The sequence below is a fragment of the Streptomyces sp. E-08 genome (assembly GCF_049913095.1).
GTDB lineage: Bacteria > Actinomycetota > Actinomycetes > Streptomycetales > Streptomycetaceae > Streptomyces.
Genome location: NZ_CP183971.1, coordinates 6,586,462 through 6,599,738, shown reverse-complemented (window position 1 = coordinate 6,599,738; position 13,277 = coordinate 6,586,462). Strand labels below are relative to the sequence as shown.

The 13,277-nt window shown below is 74.4% G+C and carries 14 protein-coding genes; 9 read left to right on the top strand and 5 right to left on the bottom strand.

What is annotated here, in order from left to right; all coding sequences use genetic code 11:
- The first annotated feature begins 7 nt into the window (after nt 1–7).
- The 4 genes from ACN9MM_RS30355 (at nt 8) to ACN9MM_RS30340 (ending at nt 2,603) form a co-directional block, all read left to right on the top strand.
- The gene (locus ACN9MM_RS30355) at nt 8–991 is read left to right on the top strand and encodes a helix-turn-helix domain-containing protein (protein WP_426366902.1); all 984 of its coding nucleotides are present in this window, start codon (nt 8–10) and stop codon (nt 989–991) included.
- A 66-nt stretch (nt 992–1,057) separates the two neighbouring features.
- Nucleotides 1,058–1,492 (top strand): hypothetical protein, encoded by a 435-nt coding sequence (locus ACN9MM_RS30350; protein WP_426366901.1) that lies wholly within the window; start codon nt 1,058–1,060, stop codon nt 1,490–1,492.
- 62 nt (nt 1,493–1,554) lie between these two features.
- A complete protein-coding gene (locus tag ACN9MM_RS30345) occupies nt 1,555–2,037 on the top strand; it encodes a DUF456 domain-containing protein (protein ID WP_426366900.1) in 483 nt (160 codons plus the stop codon).
- Nucleotides 2,038–2,195: 158 nt separating this feature from the next.
- Nucleotides 2,196–2,603, top strand: a complete 408-nt coding sequence (locus ACN9MM_RS30340) for a PPOX class F420-dependent oxidoreductase (RefSeq protein ID WP_426366899.1) — start codon at nt 2,196–2,198, stop codon at nt 2,601–2,603.
- Here the strand turns inward: ACN9MM_RS30340 and ACN9MM_RS30335 are convergent.
- The 3 genes from ACN9MM_RS30335 to ACN9MM_RS30325 all read right to left on the bottom strand — a co-directional run bounded on the left by ACN9MM_RS30335 (nt 2,573) and on the right by ACN9MM_RS30325 (nt 6,378).
- Entirely contained in the window at nt 2,573–3,925 is a 1,353-nt protein-coding gene (locus ACN9MM_RS30335) for a DNA-3-methyladenine glycosylase 2 family protein (RefSeq protein ID WP_426366898.1), read from the bottom strand. The genes ACN9MM_RS30340 and ACN9MM_RS30335 overlap by 31 nt on opposite strands.
- Nucleotides 3,926–4,020: 95 nt before the next feature.
- The gene (gene rsgA, locus ACN9MM_RS30330; RefSeq protein ID WP_426366897.1) at nt 4,021–5,133 is read right to left on the bottom strand and encodes a ribosome small subunit-dependent GTPase A; all 1,113 of its coding nucleotides are present in this window, start codon (nt 5,131–5,133) and stop codon (nt 4,021–4,023) included.
- A gap of 246 nt (nt 5,134–5,379) precedes the next feature.
- On the bottom strand, nt 5,380–6,378 hold the full coding sequence (locus ACN9MM_RS30325) for a hypothetical protein (RefSeq protein ID WP_426366896.1): 999 nt from the start codon (nt 6,376–6,378) through the stop codon (nt 5,380–5,382).
- 101 nt (nt 6,379–6,479) lie between these two features.
- On the opposite strand from ACN9MM_RS30325, the gene ACN9MM_RS30320 reads away from it, so the two are divergent.
- A complete protein-coding gene (locus tag ACN9MM_RS30320) occupies nt 6,480–6,902 on the top strand; it encodes a VOC family protein (protein WP_426366895.1) in 423 nt (140 codons plus the stop codon).
- On the opposite strand, the gene ACN9MM_RS30315 is transcribed toward ACN9MM_RS30320, so the two are convergent.
- Together ACN9MM_RS30315 and ACN9MM_RS30310 are read right to left on the bottom strand one after the other, a co-directional pair.
- Nucleotides 6,830–7,576 (bottom strand): DUF6597 domain-containing transcriptional factor, encoded by a 747-nt coding sequence (locus ACN9MM_RS30315; RefSeq protein ID WP_426366894.1) that lies wholly within the window; start codon nt 7,574–7,576, stop codon nt 6,830–6,832. The genes ACN9MM_RS30320 and ACN9MM_RS30315 overlap by 73 nt on opposite strands.
- 35 nt (nt 7,577–7,611) lie before the next feature.
- On the bottom strand, nt 7,612–8,736 hold the full coding sequence (locus tag ACN9MM_RS30310) for a YihY/virulence factor BrkB family protein (protein ID WP_426366893.1): 1,125 nt from the start codon (nt 8,734–8,736) through the stop codon (nt 7,612–7,614).
- 17 nt (nt 8,737–8,753) lie between these two features.
- Here ACN9MM_RS30310 and ACN9MM_RS30305 point away from each other — a divergent pair, with 17 nt between their 5' ends.
- The 4 genes from ACN9MM_RS30305 (at nt 8,754) to ACN9MM_RS30290 (ending at nt 13,164) form a co-directional block, all read left to right on the top strand.
- Entirely contained in the window at nt 8,754–10,391 is a 1,638-nt protein-coding gene (locus ACN9MM_RS30305) for an acyl-CoA dehydrogenase family protein (RefSeq protein WP_426366892.1), read from the top strand.
- 413 nt (nt 10,392–10,804) lie between these two features.
- A complete protein-coding gene (locus ACN9MM_RS30300) occupies nt 10,805–12,106 on the top strand; it encodes a GAF domain-containing protein (RefSeq protein ID WP_426366891.1) in 1,302 nt (433 codons plus the stop codon).
- A gap of 249 nt (nt 12,107–12,355) precedes the next feature.
- Nucleotides 12,356–12,925: a GNAT family N-acetyltransferase gene (locus ACN9MM_RS30295; RefSeq protein ID WP_382866621.1), complete on the top strand. Its 570-nt coding sequence runs from the start codon at nt 12,356–12,358 to the stop codon at nt 12,923–12,925.
- Nucleotides 12,926–13,080: 155 nt separating this feature from the next.
- Nucleotides 13,081–13,164, top strand: a complete 84-nt coding sequence (locus ACN9MM_RS30290; RefSeq protein ID WP_310591794.1) for a putative leader peptide — start codon at nt 13,081–13,083, stop codon at nt 13,162–13,164.
- Nucleotides 13,165–13,277: the final 113 nt, after the last annotated feature.

Here is a 13,277-nt window from a genome sequence, read left to right as displayed (position 1 = left end):
GGCATCCATGCTGGGAGCGATAGGTCTCGACGAGCGCCAGGAGTCCGCGTACCGCGCCCTGGTCGCGCTGGGCGCGGCCGAGGTCACCGATCTCGCGCACCGGCTCGCCCTGCCCGAGCAGGACACCGAGCGGGCGCTGCGCCGCCTGGAGTCGCAGGGGCTCGCAGCCCAGTCGTCGGCCCGCACCGGCCGGTGGGTCGCGGCGCCGCCCGGCGTCGCGCTGGGCGCGCTCCTCACCCAGCAGCGCCACGAGCTGGAGCAGGCCGAGCTGACGGCCAAGCTGCTCGCCGAGGAGTACCGGGCGGAGGCCGCGGAGGCGGCCGTGCACGACCTGGTGGAGGTGGTGACCGGCGCGAGCGCGGTGACCCACCGCTTCCTCCAGCTCCAGCTGGGCGCCCAGGAGGAGGTCTGCGCCCTGGTCACGGGCAAGCCGATCGCGGTCTCCGGCATGGAGAACGACGCCGAGGAGCAGGCGGCGGGGCGCGGGGTCCGCTACCGGGTGGTGATCGAGCGCGAGGTGCTCACCCTGCCGAGCGGGCTGCTCGAACTGTCGGCGGCGCTCAGCCGTGAGGAGCGGATCCGGGTCGCCGACCGGGTCCCCACGAAGCTGGTCGTCGCCGACCGGTCGCTGGCCATGGTCCCGCTGACCGGGCGGGGCGCCGAGCCCGCGGCGATCGTCGTCCACGCGAGCGGTCTCCTCGAATCGCTGATGGGCCTCTTCGAGTCGGTGTGGCGGGAGGCGCTGCCGCTGCGGCTCGGGGCCGGCGCGCAGATCACCGAGGACGAGGCGCCGGGCCCGGACGTGATGGACCTGGAGATCCTGTCGCTGCTGCTCGCCGGGATGACGGACGCGAGCGTGGCCAAGCAGCTGGACCTGGGGCTGCGGACCGTACAGCGGCGGGTGAAGGGCCTGATGGAGCTGACCGGGGTGACGACCCGGCTGCAGCTGGGCTGGCACGCGTACGAGAAGGGCTGGGTCGCCCGCGGCTGACGCGGGGGCGCATGGGAGGGTGAGCGGCTGATTCCGCTTGCACCTCATCCCCAGGAGTTCCGCCCCATGAACGGACGACGCCGTCGTGCCCTGCTGGCCACCGTGACCCCGATGCTGGAGCCCGGTGAGCGGGTGGAGGTGACGTGCGTCGTCGGCCTGAACACGGTCTCCGTGCGCCGGACCGCCGCGTTCGGCGTGGCGTCGGCCGTTCTCAGCGGTGGCGCGATGGCGGTGATACCGACGCCGGTCCCGATGTACCTGGCCATGACCGATCGCCGTCTCTTCGTCTTCCGGGCGGATCCGGTGTTCGCGAAGCCGGTCGAGCACACCCTGACGATTCCGCGCGACGGTCTGTCCCGCTCAGCGGTCAAGGAGCGGATCCTGAACTCCTCGTTCGTCCTCTCCTCGCCGTACAGCGAGACCGGCCTGAAGATCATCTTCCCGTTGATCAGCCGCAAGGAGCGCAACCTCGTCGTCGCCGCCCTGCCCCTGGCGTCCTGACGCGTACCCCGTACGCCCCGCGCGACCTGCGGGAATCCGGGGCATCGTGCACGCTGGGCAGCGTGGGTGTGTGGCAGCTCCTGATGATCGCGACGGTGATGCTGCTCGGTCTGTTCGGGGTGCTCGCGCCCGGCGTGCCGGGGACGTGGCTGGTGTGGGCGGCGATGCTCTGGTGGGCGCTGCACGAGCGGACGGACCAGGCCTGGATCCTGCTGGCCTCGTCGACCGGCCTGCTGCTCCTCACCCAGGTGATCGTCTGGCAGTTGCCGCCGCGCCGCTTCCGTGGCGTGGGCATCACCCGGCGGATGGTGACGTACGCGGGCGTGGGCGCCGTCCTGGGCTTCGTCCTGATCCCGGTGGTCGGCGCGATCCCCGGCTTCGTCGGCGGGATCTACCTCTCGGAACGTCTCCGCCTGGGCGGCCACGGCCAGGCGAGGGCGGCGACCCGGGCCGTGATGCGGGCGGCGGGCACGAGCGTCCTGGTCGAACTCTTCGCCTGCCTGCTGATCGTGGGGGCGTGGGCGGGCGCGGTGATCTGGGGCTAGGGGCGGGACACGCCCCGAGGCACGGAGCACCCGCCGGGGACGGGACACCCCCGGGGACGAGCCACCTCCAGGCCCGAGACGCGCCTACGTCCGAGGTCCCGGTCCGGACCCGTCCCCGGACCGATCCGCCGGGAGCGGAGCCGCGCGATCCTGGAGGCATGAGGGACTTCGAGGGCTTCAGCGCGGCCGAGACCGCCTACCTCACGGAGGGCCGCAAGCTCGGCCGGATGGCGACCGTCGACCCGTCCGGGCAGCCGCAGGCCAATCCGGTGGGGTTCTTCCCGCAGGAGGACGGCACCGTCCTGGTGGGCGGGCTCCGCATGGGCGAGACGAAGAAGTGGCGCAACCTCCGGCGGAACCCGAAGGTGGCGCTGGTCGTCGACGACCTCGCGAGCGTCCGCCCCTGGCGGGTGCGGGGCGTCGAGATCCGCGGCGAGGCGGAACTGCTCGTCGGCCCGCACGAGCTGGGCCCGCACTTCAGCCCGGAGGTCATCCGGATCCATCCGCGCCGGATCCACAGCTGGGGGCTCGACGACTACCCCGCCGCGGGCGCCGAGCCGAGGTAGCGGGCGGCGTAGGAACGCCACGGGCGCCACTCCTCCGTCCCCGGGACGTCCGCCGGGGGTACGTCCGGGTCACCGAGGGCCCGCATCCGGATCACCGCGGCGGCCTCGGCGGTCACACCGGGGACGGCGAGCAGCGCGCGCTCGGCCTCGTCCCGGTCGGCGCCGGGATCGAGGCGTACGGCTCCGTAGGCGAGGGCCGTGGCCAGCGGCCCGGCGACGGGATGGCCGGTGAGGGCGGCGGGCTCGGGGAAGACATGGGTGAGGGTGCCGCAGGCGGTGGCCAGCGGGGTGCCGTACCGCTCGACGAGCCGGGCCGACTCCTCGGCGCCGAGGACCGTCCGCAGCGCGAACTCCTCGGGCTCGGCCGTGCCCGGGGAGCGCACGCCGGGCCGGGCGGCCACCTCGGCGGCGAGCCCGGGGGCGGCCCCGAGGCGCTCGGCGACCGCGTACGGGTCGGCGTCGAGGTCGAAGAGCCGGCGCAGCCGGTGCACGGCGGTGGTCAGGTCGCGGAGCTCGGTGAGGTGGATCCGGGCCTCCAGCCAGCGCCCGCCGGAGCGCTCGTCGACGGAGACGACACCGGTGCCGTACGGGAGGCGGAGCGTGCGCCGGTAGGTGCGGGCGCCGGGGGCGCCGACGACCTCCTCGACCCGGGGCACGGACTCGGCGGCGAGCAGGTCGAAGACCTCGCCGGCCGCGTACGGGCCCCGGTGCGCGAGCCGCAGCGGCACCCCGGCGGCGAGCGCGGTGCGGGCTCCCGCACCGCTGCCGGCTTCGGAGCGCAGGGCGGTGGGGGTGCGGGCGTAGACGGCGCGGATCGTCTCGTTGAACTGGCGGACGCTGGCGAATCCGGCCGCGAAGGCGATCTCGGTGACGGGCAGCCCCGTGGTCTGGAGGAGCAGCCGCGCGGTGTGCGCCCGCTGGGCGCGGGCGAGCGCGACGGGCCCGGCGCCCAGCTCGGCGGTGAGCTGGCGCTGCACCTGCCGGGTGCTGTAGCCGAGCCGTCCGGCGAGCCCGGGCACGCCCTCGCGGTCGACGACGCCGTCGCCGATCATCCGCATGGCGCGCCCGACGACATCGGCCCGTACGTTCCATTCGGCGGAGCCGGGCACCGCGTCGGGCCGGCAGCGGCGGCAGGCGCGGAAGCCGTGGCCCTGGGCGGCGGCGGCCGTCGGGTAGAAGGCGACGTTCTGCCGTTTGGGGGTGACGGCGGGGCAGCTGGGCCGGCAGTAGATGCCGGTGGTGCGGACGGCGAAGAAGAACTCTCCGTCGAACCGCGCGTCCCTGCTGCTGACCGCCTCGTAGCGGGTGTCGTCGTCCCTCATGGCTCCCAGTGTGCGGGAGCCGTCCCGACCCGGCTCGCGGTTTTCGGACACCACGTTCGCGGGCGGGACGGCGGTCCGACGGCACAGGACGGGGCCTACCGGGCCCGGCCGCCGCGCTTGATCTCCATGGCCGTGCGGCCCTCCCGTCCCATGCGCTTCCACTCCTTGAGCATCTCGTTGCGGACCCGGGCGTCGGTCTTGGCCACGATCCGCCGGTTCTCGCGGATCAGCTTGTGGTAGCTCTCCAGGCGGCGCACGGACAGCGAGCCGTCCTCGATGGCGGCCGCCACGGCGCAGCCCGGCTCGGACTCGTGGGCGCAGTCGTGGAACCGGCAGTCCGCGGCCAGCTCCTCGATCTCGGAGAAGACCTGGCCGACGCCGGCCTCGGCGTCCCAGAGCCCGACGCCGCGCAGTCCGGGGGTGTCGATGAGGACGCCCCCGCCCGGCAGGACGAAGAGGTTGCGGGTGGTGGTCGTGTGGCGGCCCTTGCCGTCGACGTCACGGGCGGCCTGGACGTCCATCACGTCCTCGCCGACCAGCGCGTTGGCGAGGGTCGACTTGCCGGCGCCGGAGGCGCCGAGCAGCACGGTCGTGCCGCCCGCGACGGTCGCGGAGAGCACGTCGAGCCCTTCTCCGGTGGCGGAGCTGACGGGCAGCACCTGCACGCCGGGCGCGACGGTCTCCACGTCCTCGACGAGGTAGGAGAGTCCGACCGGGTCGGGCACGAGGTCGGCCTTGCTGAGGACGACCGTCGGCTGGGCACCGGACTCCCAGGCCAGGGCGAGGAAGCGTTCGATCCGGCCGAGGTCGAGCTCGACGGCGAGCGAGACCGTGATGACGACGTGGTCGACGTTGGCGGCGAGGATCTGCCCTTCGGACCGCTTGGAGGAGGTGGAGCGGGCGAAGGCGGTACGGCGCGGCAGGCAGGTCCGTACGTACCGGGGGTCGCCGGCGTCCGCCGGGTCGACGGCGGCCCAGTCGCCGGTGCAGACGACCCGCAGCGGGTCGTGCGGGGTCACGAACGCCGTGTCGGCGCGGATGACGCCTTCGGCGGTGGCGACGTCGCACTGGCCCCGGTCGACGCGGATGACCCGCCCGGGAACGAGTCCCTGGGCGGCGTAGGGCGCGAACGAGGCGGCCCAGCCGGAGTCCCAGCCGTGGGCGTCGAGCGAAGAGGAGGTGGAGACGGAGGAAAGCGGGAAAGACAAGGGGGACCCTTCACAGGGGCGGCCCCGGCGCTGAAAGACGGAAGAGTGAGGTCAGCCGGTGGCCGCGGAGGTGGTGTGGATGAACATCCGCGTGTGGGCGAGGCCCTTCGTGACGACAGCCATCAGTCACACCTCCTGTGTCTTTCGCGATCGCGTCTTCTCGCGATCCTGCGTACGGGGAGCACCGTAGCGGGAGCGGTCCGGCACGCGCCACGGATTTATTCGGGCCTCGATCGACCGCTGGGTTCAGGCCACGCCGAGCAGGGTCACGAGGACCGCCGTGAGTGCCCCGGTGACCAGCACGGCCGGGGCGCCCGGGGGTGGGGACCAGAGGCGGCGGGCGGGGGCCGGGGGCCCGGTGGCGGCGCGGGCGCGGGCCAGTGCGGCGGGCGGCGGGTCCTGCGGCAGGTCGACCAGCCAGGGGCGGCGGGGGTCGTGGCGGACGAGGGCCGCGCGGTGGACGCGGACGTCCTGGAGGTCGAGCGGGTGCTCGACCTCGATCCGGTACGGGGCTCCCCGCTCGGGCCGGACGGTCAGGTCGAAGACGAAGGCGGTCCCCCGGGTGGTGAGGGCGTTGAGGAGGGCGGGCGCGTGGGCGGCCCGCTCGCCGGGGACGGGGCCCACGGCCACGCCGGGGCGGTGGTTCAGCCGCGCCAGGCCGAGCGCGACGAGCAGGGCGGCGGTGCCGTTGAGACCGAGCATCATGATCCAGCGCGGCCCGTCGAGCGCGCCGAGCACGAACGCGGTGACGGCGAGGGTTCCCGGGACGGCGGCGAGCAGGGTGGCCGGTGCGACGAGCAGGCGCAGCAGGGCGGGGACCGCGGGGCGGGCACGCGGGCGCGGGGGCGCGTTCCGCTCCTCGGCGGGCCCGCGGCGCACGGCCCGGACCGCGCCCGTCATGACGAGCGCGACGCCGAGCGCGGCGAGGCCGTACGCGGCGAGGAGCGCGTGGTCGTCCTCCCGGCGCACGAGGAGCCCGAAGGCGGCGAGGAGCGCGGCGACACCGGCGCCGCCGACGCCCAGGCGGGGGGCGGCGAGCACGGTGGCGACGGTCGCCGAGATCACCGCGAAGGGGATCGCCGGGCCCGCGAGGTCGTTCGTGCCGCAGCCCTCGGAGTCGCAGTCCCAGCGCACGGCCGAGTTCTCGGTGGCGTACACGTGGAAGAGGAACCAGGTCTGCCAGAACAGCAGGACGGCCGCCGCGGCCCAGGGCCAGGACGTCCGTCCGTACGCGCGCGTGCTCATGGCCCGACCGTAGTCCCCGGGACGGACGGGGCGGGAGGGGGCCGGGGCCCGCGTCCGATTCGTACAAGACCGGCCGCGGACCCCGTGCCTACCGTGCGGTCATGGACACAGCACCGCGCATCACTCCCCGTTTCGACCTCGTCGGCCTCGTCGTCTCGGACATGGCCGCCTCGCTCGCCTTCTACCGGCGCCTCGGCCTGGACGTCCCGGCCGGGGCGGAGTCCGCCCCACATGTGGAGGCGGCCCTGCCCGGCGGGCTGCGGATCGCCTGGGACACGGAGGACGTCGTCCGCTCCTTCGACCCGGGGTGGACGCGCCCGTCGGGCGGAAACCGGGTCGAGCTCGCCTTCCGCTGCGGGACGCCGGAGGAGGTGAACGCCGTGTACGAGGAGCTGGTCGCCGCCGGGCACCGGGGGCATCTGAAGCCCTGGGACGCCGTGTGGGGGCAGCGTTACGCGGTGGTCCTCGACCCGGACGGCAGCGGGGTCTCGCTGTTCGCCGACACTCCGGCCGAGAGCGCGTAGGCCCCGAGGGTCGTGCCGGCCAGGTCCCGGGTCTCGCGGGCGAGGTGGGCCTGGTCGGCGCAGCCCGCGCGCAGGGCGGCCTCCGCGTACGGCACTCCGGCCCGGACCAGGGCGAGCGCGCGCTGGAGGCGCAGGACGCGGGCGAGGGTCTTGGGGCCGTAGCCGAAGGCGTCGAGGGAGCGCCGGTGCAGGCGGCGGACGCCGAGCCCGACCTCCGCGGCCGTGTCGGCGACCGTCCGGCCGGCCGCGAGACGGGCCACGACGGCCCGCAGCAGCGGGTCGGGCGCGAGCACGTCGGCCGCCCTGCGCAGGACGAGCTCCTCCAGGGCGGCGGCCGGGGCGGGGGCGTCCGTGATCCGCTCGCCGAGCCGCCGCGCCCGCGCCTCGCCCCACAGCGTGCCGAGGGGGACGCGCCGGTCGCGGAGCTCGTGGGCGGGGACGCCGAAGAAGGCGGGGGCGTCGCCGGGGGCGAAGCGGACGCCCGCGTACCGTGCGGCGAACTCGCCGGGCACGTACGCGCGTGTGTCGGGCCCGGCGACGAGGAGGTGTCCGTCGGCCCAGATCAGGTCCATGCAGCCGTCGGGCAGCACGGGCCGCGGCGCCGTGGGCCCGGCGGCGGCGGTCCGGGTCCAGAGCACGGCTCCGTCGAGCAGGGCGGGGCGCTCCGCGTACATCCTTCGAGCCTAAGCCCGCGGGGACGAGACGGATGTCAGTCCTTCTCCCAGCCGGAGTGGAGGCGGGACCTCACGTCGTCCGGCGGGAGGAACCTCGACCAGCGCTCGGGGAACTCCGAGGGCATGTCGGGGTCGTCCTCGTCGACGTCCTCCGCCTCGGCCCGCACGCGGGCGACGAGTTCGGCGGCCTGGACCGCGCGGGCCCGTTCGTTGGCCTCGCGGGCGGCGGCGGTGGCGACGGAGGGCCAGACGCGGTCGATGGCGGCGTTCACGGCGGCGCCGACGAGGACCGCGAAGGCCGAGATGCCGATCCAGAGGAGGACCGCGATGGGGGCGGCGAGGGAGCCGTAGATGGTCGGTCCCTCGACCTGGCTGGTCAGGTAGATCCGCAGCACGAAGCTGCCGAGGACCCACATCCCGAGCGCGACGAGGGCGCCGGGGATGTCCTCGATCCACGGCGATCTCACGGGCACGGACACGTGGTAGAGCGTGGTGAGGAAGGCGATGGAGAGCAGGATGACGGCCGGCCAGTAGAGGACGGCGACCACCTCGGTGCCCCAGGGGACGAGTTCGACGACGCGGTCGGGGCCGACGACCGCGAGCGGCAGCACGACGGCGCCGAGGAGCAGCGCCACGATGTAGAGCAGCAGGGCGAGGAGCCGGGTCTTGACGATGCCCCGGTGGCCGTCGAGTCCGTACATGACGGTGATGGTGTCGATGAAGACGTTCACCGCGCGTGATCCCGACCAGAGGGCGATGGCGAACCCGAGCGAGATCAGGTCGGGACGTTTGCCTTGGGTGATGTCGTCGAGGAGGGGTTTGGCGATCTCGTGGACGCCCCGGTCGGAGAGGACCGTGCCGGCCGCGTGGAGGATGTTCTCCTGGATGCTGGCGACGGTGTCGGTGTTGGTCCAGTCGTCGGCGTAGCCGAGGACCGCGATCAGGCCGAGCAGCAGGGGCGGCAGGGACAGCAGGGTGAAGAACGCGGCCTCGGCGGCGAGTCCGAGGATCCGGTACTCGATGCACGAGTTGACGGTGTCCTTGAGGAGCAGCCAGACCATCTTCCGCTTCGAGACGTTGCGGTAGAGGACGCGCGCGCGGTGGAGCCTGCTCCAGGGCCGACGCTCGGGCCGATCGGGTGTTTCTCTTGCTGCCTGCACCTGCTTACCGTATCGGCATGGCAGCGAGCACCCACACCGTGACCAACCAGGCTCCGCCCCTGGTGGGGTACGACGTCTTCACGAGCGACCTGGCGCTGACGGAGGCGGTCGGACGGCACCTCGCCCCGGACCTCCTGGAGGAGGCGCGCGAGGACCTGGCCCTGCTCGGCCGGGCGTCCGGTTCGGCGCAGGTACGGGAGTGGGGTGAGCAGGCGAACGCGCATCCGCCCCGGCTGCGGACCCATGACCGGTACGGGCACCGGATCGACGAGGTCGAGTTCCATCCGGCCTGGCACAGGCTCCTCGGACGGTCCGTGTCGGCCGGGCTCACGCACGCGTGGGGCCGTCCGGGTGGTCATGTGCGGCGCGCCGCCGGGTTCCTGGTGGCCTCGCAGGCGGAGGCGGGGCACGGCTGTCCCGTGTCGATGACGCACGCCGCCGTGCCCGCGCTGCGCGCCGAGCCGGAGCTCGCGGCGGTCTGGGAGCCCGCGGCCCTCTCGCACGTGTACGAGCGGGCGCTCCGTCCGGTCGCGGAGAAGCCCGGGGTGCTGCTGGGCATGGCGATGACGGAGAAGCAGGGCGGCAGCGACGTCCGTACGAACACGACGGAGGCCCGCCCCCTCGCGGCCGACGGCGAGTACGTCCTGACGGGGCACAAGTGGTTCTGTTCGGCGCCGATGTCCGACGCCTTCCTGGTCCTCGCGCAGGCTCCGGCGGGGCTGACGTGCTTTCTGGTGCCGCGGGTGCTCGCGGACGGCTCGCGCAACGCGTTCGCGATCCAGCGGCTCAAGGACAAGCTGGGCAACCGTTCGAACGCCTCCGCGGAGGTGGAGTTCGACGGGACGACCTGGGCGCGCCGCGTCGGCGAGGAGGGGCGCGGGCTCCGGACCATCATGGGCATGGTCGCGGCGACCCGGCTCGACTGCGCGCTCGGTTCGGCGGCGCTGATGCGGCAGGCGGTGGCGCAGGCCGTGCACCACGCCTCGTACCGCTCGGCCTTCGGCGGGCCGCTCGTCGAGAAGCCCCTGATGCGGAACGTCCTGGCCGATCTGGCCGTGGAGTCGGAGGCGGCGACGGTCCTGGCGATGCGGCTCGCGGCGGCGTACGACGCCGGCACTCCGGAGGAGTCGGCCCTGCTCCGTATCGCCGTTCCGGCGGCGAAGTACTGGGTGACGAAGCGGTGCGTGCCAGTGGTGGCCGAGGCACTCGAATGCCTGGGCGGCAACGGGTACGTGGAGGAGTCGGGGATGCCCCGGCTGCTGCGGGAGTCGCCGCTCAACTCTGTCTGGGAGGGCTCGGGGAACGTGCAGGCGCTGGACGTGGTGCGGGCGCTGCGGACCGAGCCCGCCGCGCTGGACGCGCTGCTCCGGGAGGTGGGGGCGGCGCGGGGCGCCGATCACCGGCTCGACCGGGCGATCCGGCGCGTGCTCGTCGAACTCGCGGACCTGGAGGGGGTCGAGGCACGGGCGCGGCGGCTGACGGAGCGGATCGCGCTGGTGCTCCAGGGCGCGCTCCTCGTGCGGTGGGCTCCGGCGGAGGTGGCGGACGCGTTCTGCGCGGCGCGGCTCGGCGGGGACGGGGGCGCGGCGTTCGGTACCCTCCCGCACACGCTGGACCTGCGGGCGCTGGTGGAGCGGGCCCGGGTCGACGTCTGAACGACCGGTGGGAGCCGAGGCTCTGCGGGCGCGGGGCGGCGTACGGATTGAGCTGAGGCCCTGCGGGCGCGGGGCGGCCTACGGGTCGAGCCGAGGCTCTGCGGCGCGGCGCGGCGTGTGACCGCCGGTGGGAGCTGAGCCGCGCGTACCCAGGGGTGAGCCTGAGGGGTGTTCGTGTCGGTCAGGCCGGTACGCGCGGAAAAGCGGGGGTGGTGCTGCGCCGACACGGCACCACCCGCCGCTCGCACCACCCTCACGCAAGGGCCCGGTCGATCGCCAGAGTTGCAAAGGGTTGCAGGATTACCCGAACCGGGCCTCGCCGGGCGGTCCCGGACGGCACGATGGGCACCGACACCCCGGACATCTGCCCTGTGCAGAACCGATACAGCACCCCGGGTGGCTGGGAGAGACCGATGAAGAACACGCAGCTCGACATGAAGCGGCTGGCCGCCATGGACGCCGCTCAGGCCACCCGGCTGCTGCACCGGGTGCGCGAGGAGACCCTGGCGGGCCGCAGGCCCCCCATCGCGCCCCGCCCGGTGATCGACGCGTCCTGGCAGCGGATGGCCCGGCTCGGCCTCGACCCGGACCAGGGCACGAGCACCGTGCTGCTGCAGCGCGACGAGCTGGAGCAGCGGCGCCGGACCACACTGCTCGCCGAGGTGATGCAGACGCTGAGCGGCGGGCTCGCCGGCATCGCCGACGCCTCGCTCCAGATCATGGTGGTCACCGACGAGTACGGCCGGGTGCTGTGGCGCCAGGGGAACCTCGCCGTACTGCGGCAGGCGCACTCCATCTGCCTGGAGGAGGGCGCGGCCTGGAGCGAGCACGCCACCGGGACGAACGCGGTCGGCACGGCGCTCGCCATGGGCCGGGCCGTGCAGGTGCACTCCGCCGAGCACTACGTGCAGGCCCTGCACAACTGGACCTGCGCCGCCGCCCCCGTGCACGATCCGCGCGACCAGCGGCTCCTGGGGATCCTGGACGTGAGCGGTCCCGCGTCCAGCTTCCATCCGGCGATGCTGGCGCTGGTCGGCTCGGTGGCGCAGCTCGCCGAGGCCGAGATGCGGGAGCGGCACCGGGGGTCGGTCGAGCGGCTGCGGGCGGTGGCCGCGCCGATCCTGTGCCGGGTGGGCGGCCGGGCCGTCGCGGTGGACGCGCACGGCTGGACGGCGGCGGTGACCGGGCTCGCGCCGGTGGACCGGATCGCGCTGCCCAAGTCGTTCCGGGCCGGGCGGGTCTGGCTGCCCTCGCTGGGCGTGTGCGCGGTGGAGCCCCTGCCGGGCGGCTGGCTGCTGCGGGTCGAGGAGGAGGCGCGGTCCGAGGAGCCGGGTGCCCAGGAGGCGAGCCGGGTGGTGCTGGACCTGAGCCGGCCGCGCCGCTGGACGGTGGCCGTCTCGGGGGTGGCGGGCAGCTGGCAGCAGGAGCTCAGCCCCCGGCACGCGGAGCTCCTCTACGTCCTGGCGCTGCATCCGGACGGGCGGACGGCGGCGGAGCTGGCGGACGACGTGTTCGGGGACCGTACGAGGACGGTGACCGTGCGGGCGGAGATGTCCCGGGTGCGGCGGAACCTGGCAGGGGTCCTGGCCCATCGCCCGTACCGCTTCCGTGAGGAGGTCGCGGTGGAGGTCCTGCGCCCGCAGCGCCCCGCGGACCTGCTCCCCCACTCGACGGCCCCGGCGGTACGGGCCGCCCGGCCGGCCACGGAGGTGTAGGCGACCGCCCGGCCGGCCCGGAGGCGTAGGAGCCCAGCCGGCCGCGGAGGCGTAGGCGACCGGCCGGCCGGCCGCGGAGGCGTAGGGCCCGGAGCCCCGGGCCCCGCGGGCCGCGGCCCGCGGGGCCCGGTCCCGTCGCTCCCGGCGGAACCGGAATCCCACTCCTCGGACAGCCGTGGTCAGACCTCCCGGGCCCGCTCCCCCCGACCCCGCTCGCCGCCCCGTCCGCGGCCGTGATGCGATGAACCCATGCGCATCACTCTCACCACCTGGTCCCTCGAACAGACCTCGCCGTCCGATCTCCGTCCCTCGCCCGCCCCGGAGGGCGACGACATCACGATCGCGCGGGCCGCGGTCCCCTCGCCGGAGTACAGCCGCTTCCTCTATACGGCGGTCGGTGGCGACATCCGCTGGAACGACCGTCTGCCGCTCACGTACAAGCAGTGGGAGGAGATCGTCGAGAAGCCGGGGGCCGAGATCTGGGTGGCGTACGACCGGGGGACGCCGGCCGGGTACGTGGAGCTCGACCCGCAGCCCGACGGCGTCGTCGAGATCGTCTACTTCGGCCTGATCCCCGCCTTCCGGGGACGCCGGATCGGCGGTCACCTCCTCTCCTTCGGCACCGCGCGCGCCTGGGACCTGGCCGAGCGCTGGCCGGACCGGGAGGCCACGCGGCGCGTCTGGCTGCACACCTGCTCGCTCGACGGCCCGCACGCGATGGCCAACTACGAGCGGCGCGGGTTCCGGCTCTTCGACACCAAGGTGGAGGAGGTCGAGGAGTCGCAGACCCCCGGCCCGTGGCCCGGCGCGCACGCCTGAGGCCCGCACGAGCCACGCACCGCGCACGGCGAAGGGGTCCCGGCCGGGGCCCCTTTCGCGTGACCTGGAGCACACCGTCTCGCCCATCGAGACATCTATGTCCGAATCCTGGACGATGCTGGACTGGGTCCAAAGTCCCGTGACACGCTTCCGTCATGTCTGGAACTGGAATTGCCTTGGTGAGTCGGCGGCACGTCGACCTCGGCCGCATGTCCAGCGCCATCTGTCCGGCGCGCTGAGAGAACCAGCACCGCCGCGATCTCCTTACAGCCCGACTCTGCCCCACCCTGCTGCGCACTGACGCGCCACCCTCTGACCTGAGCGCGAGTGTGCAGGTCAGAGCCGCCCTCTC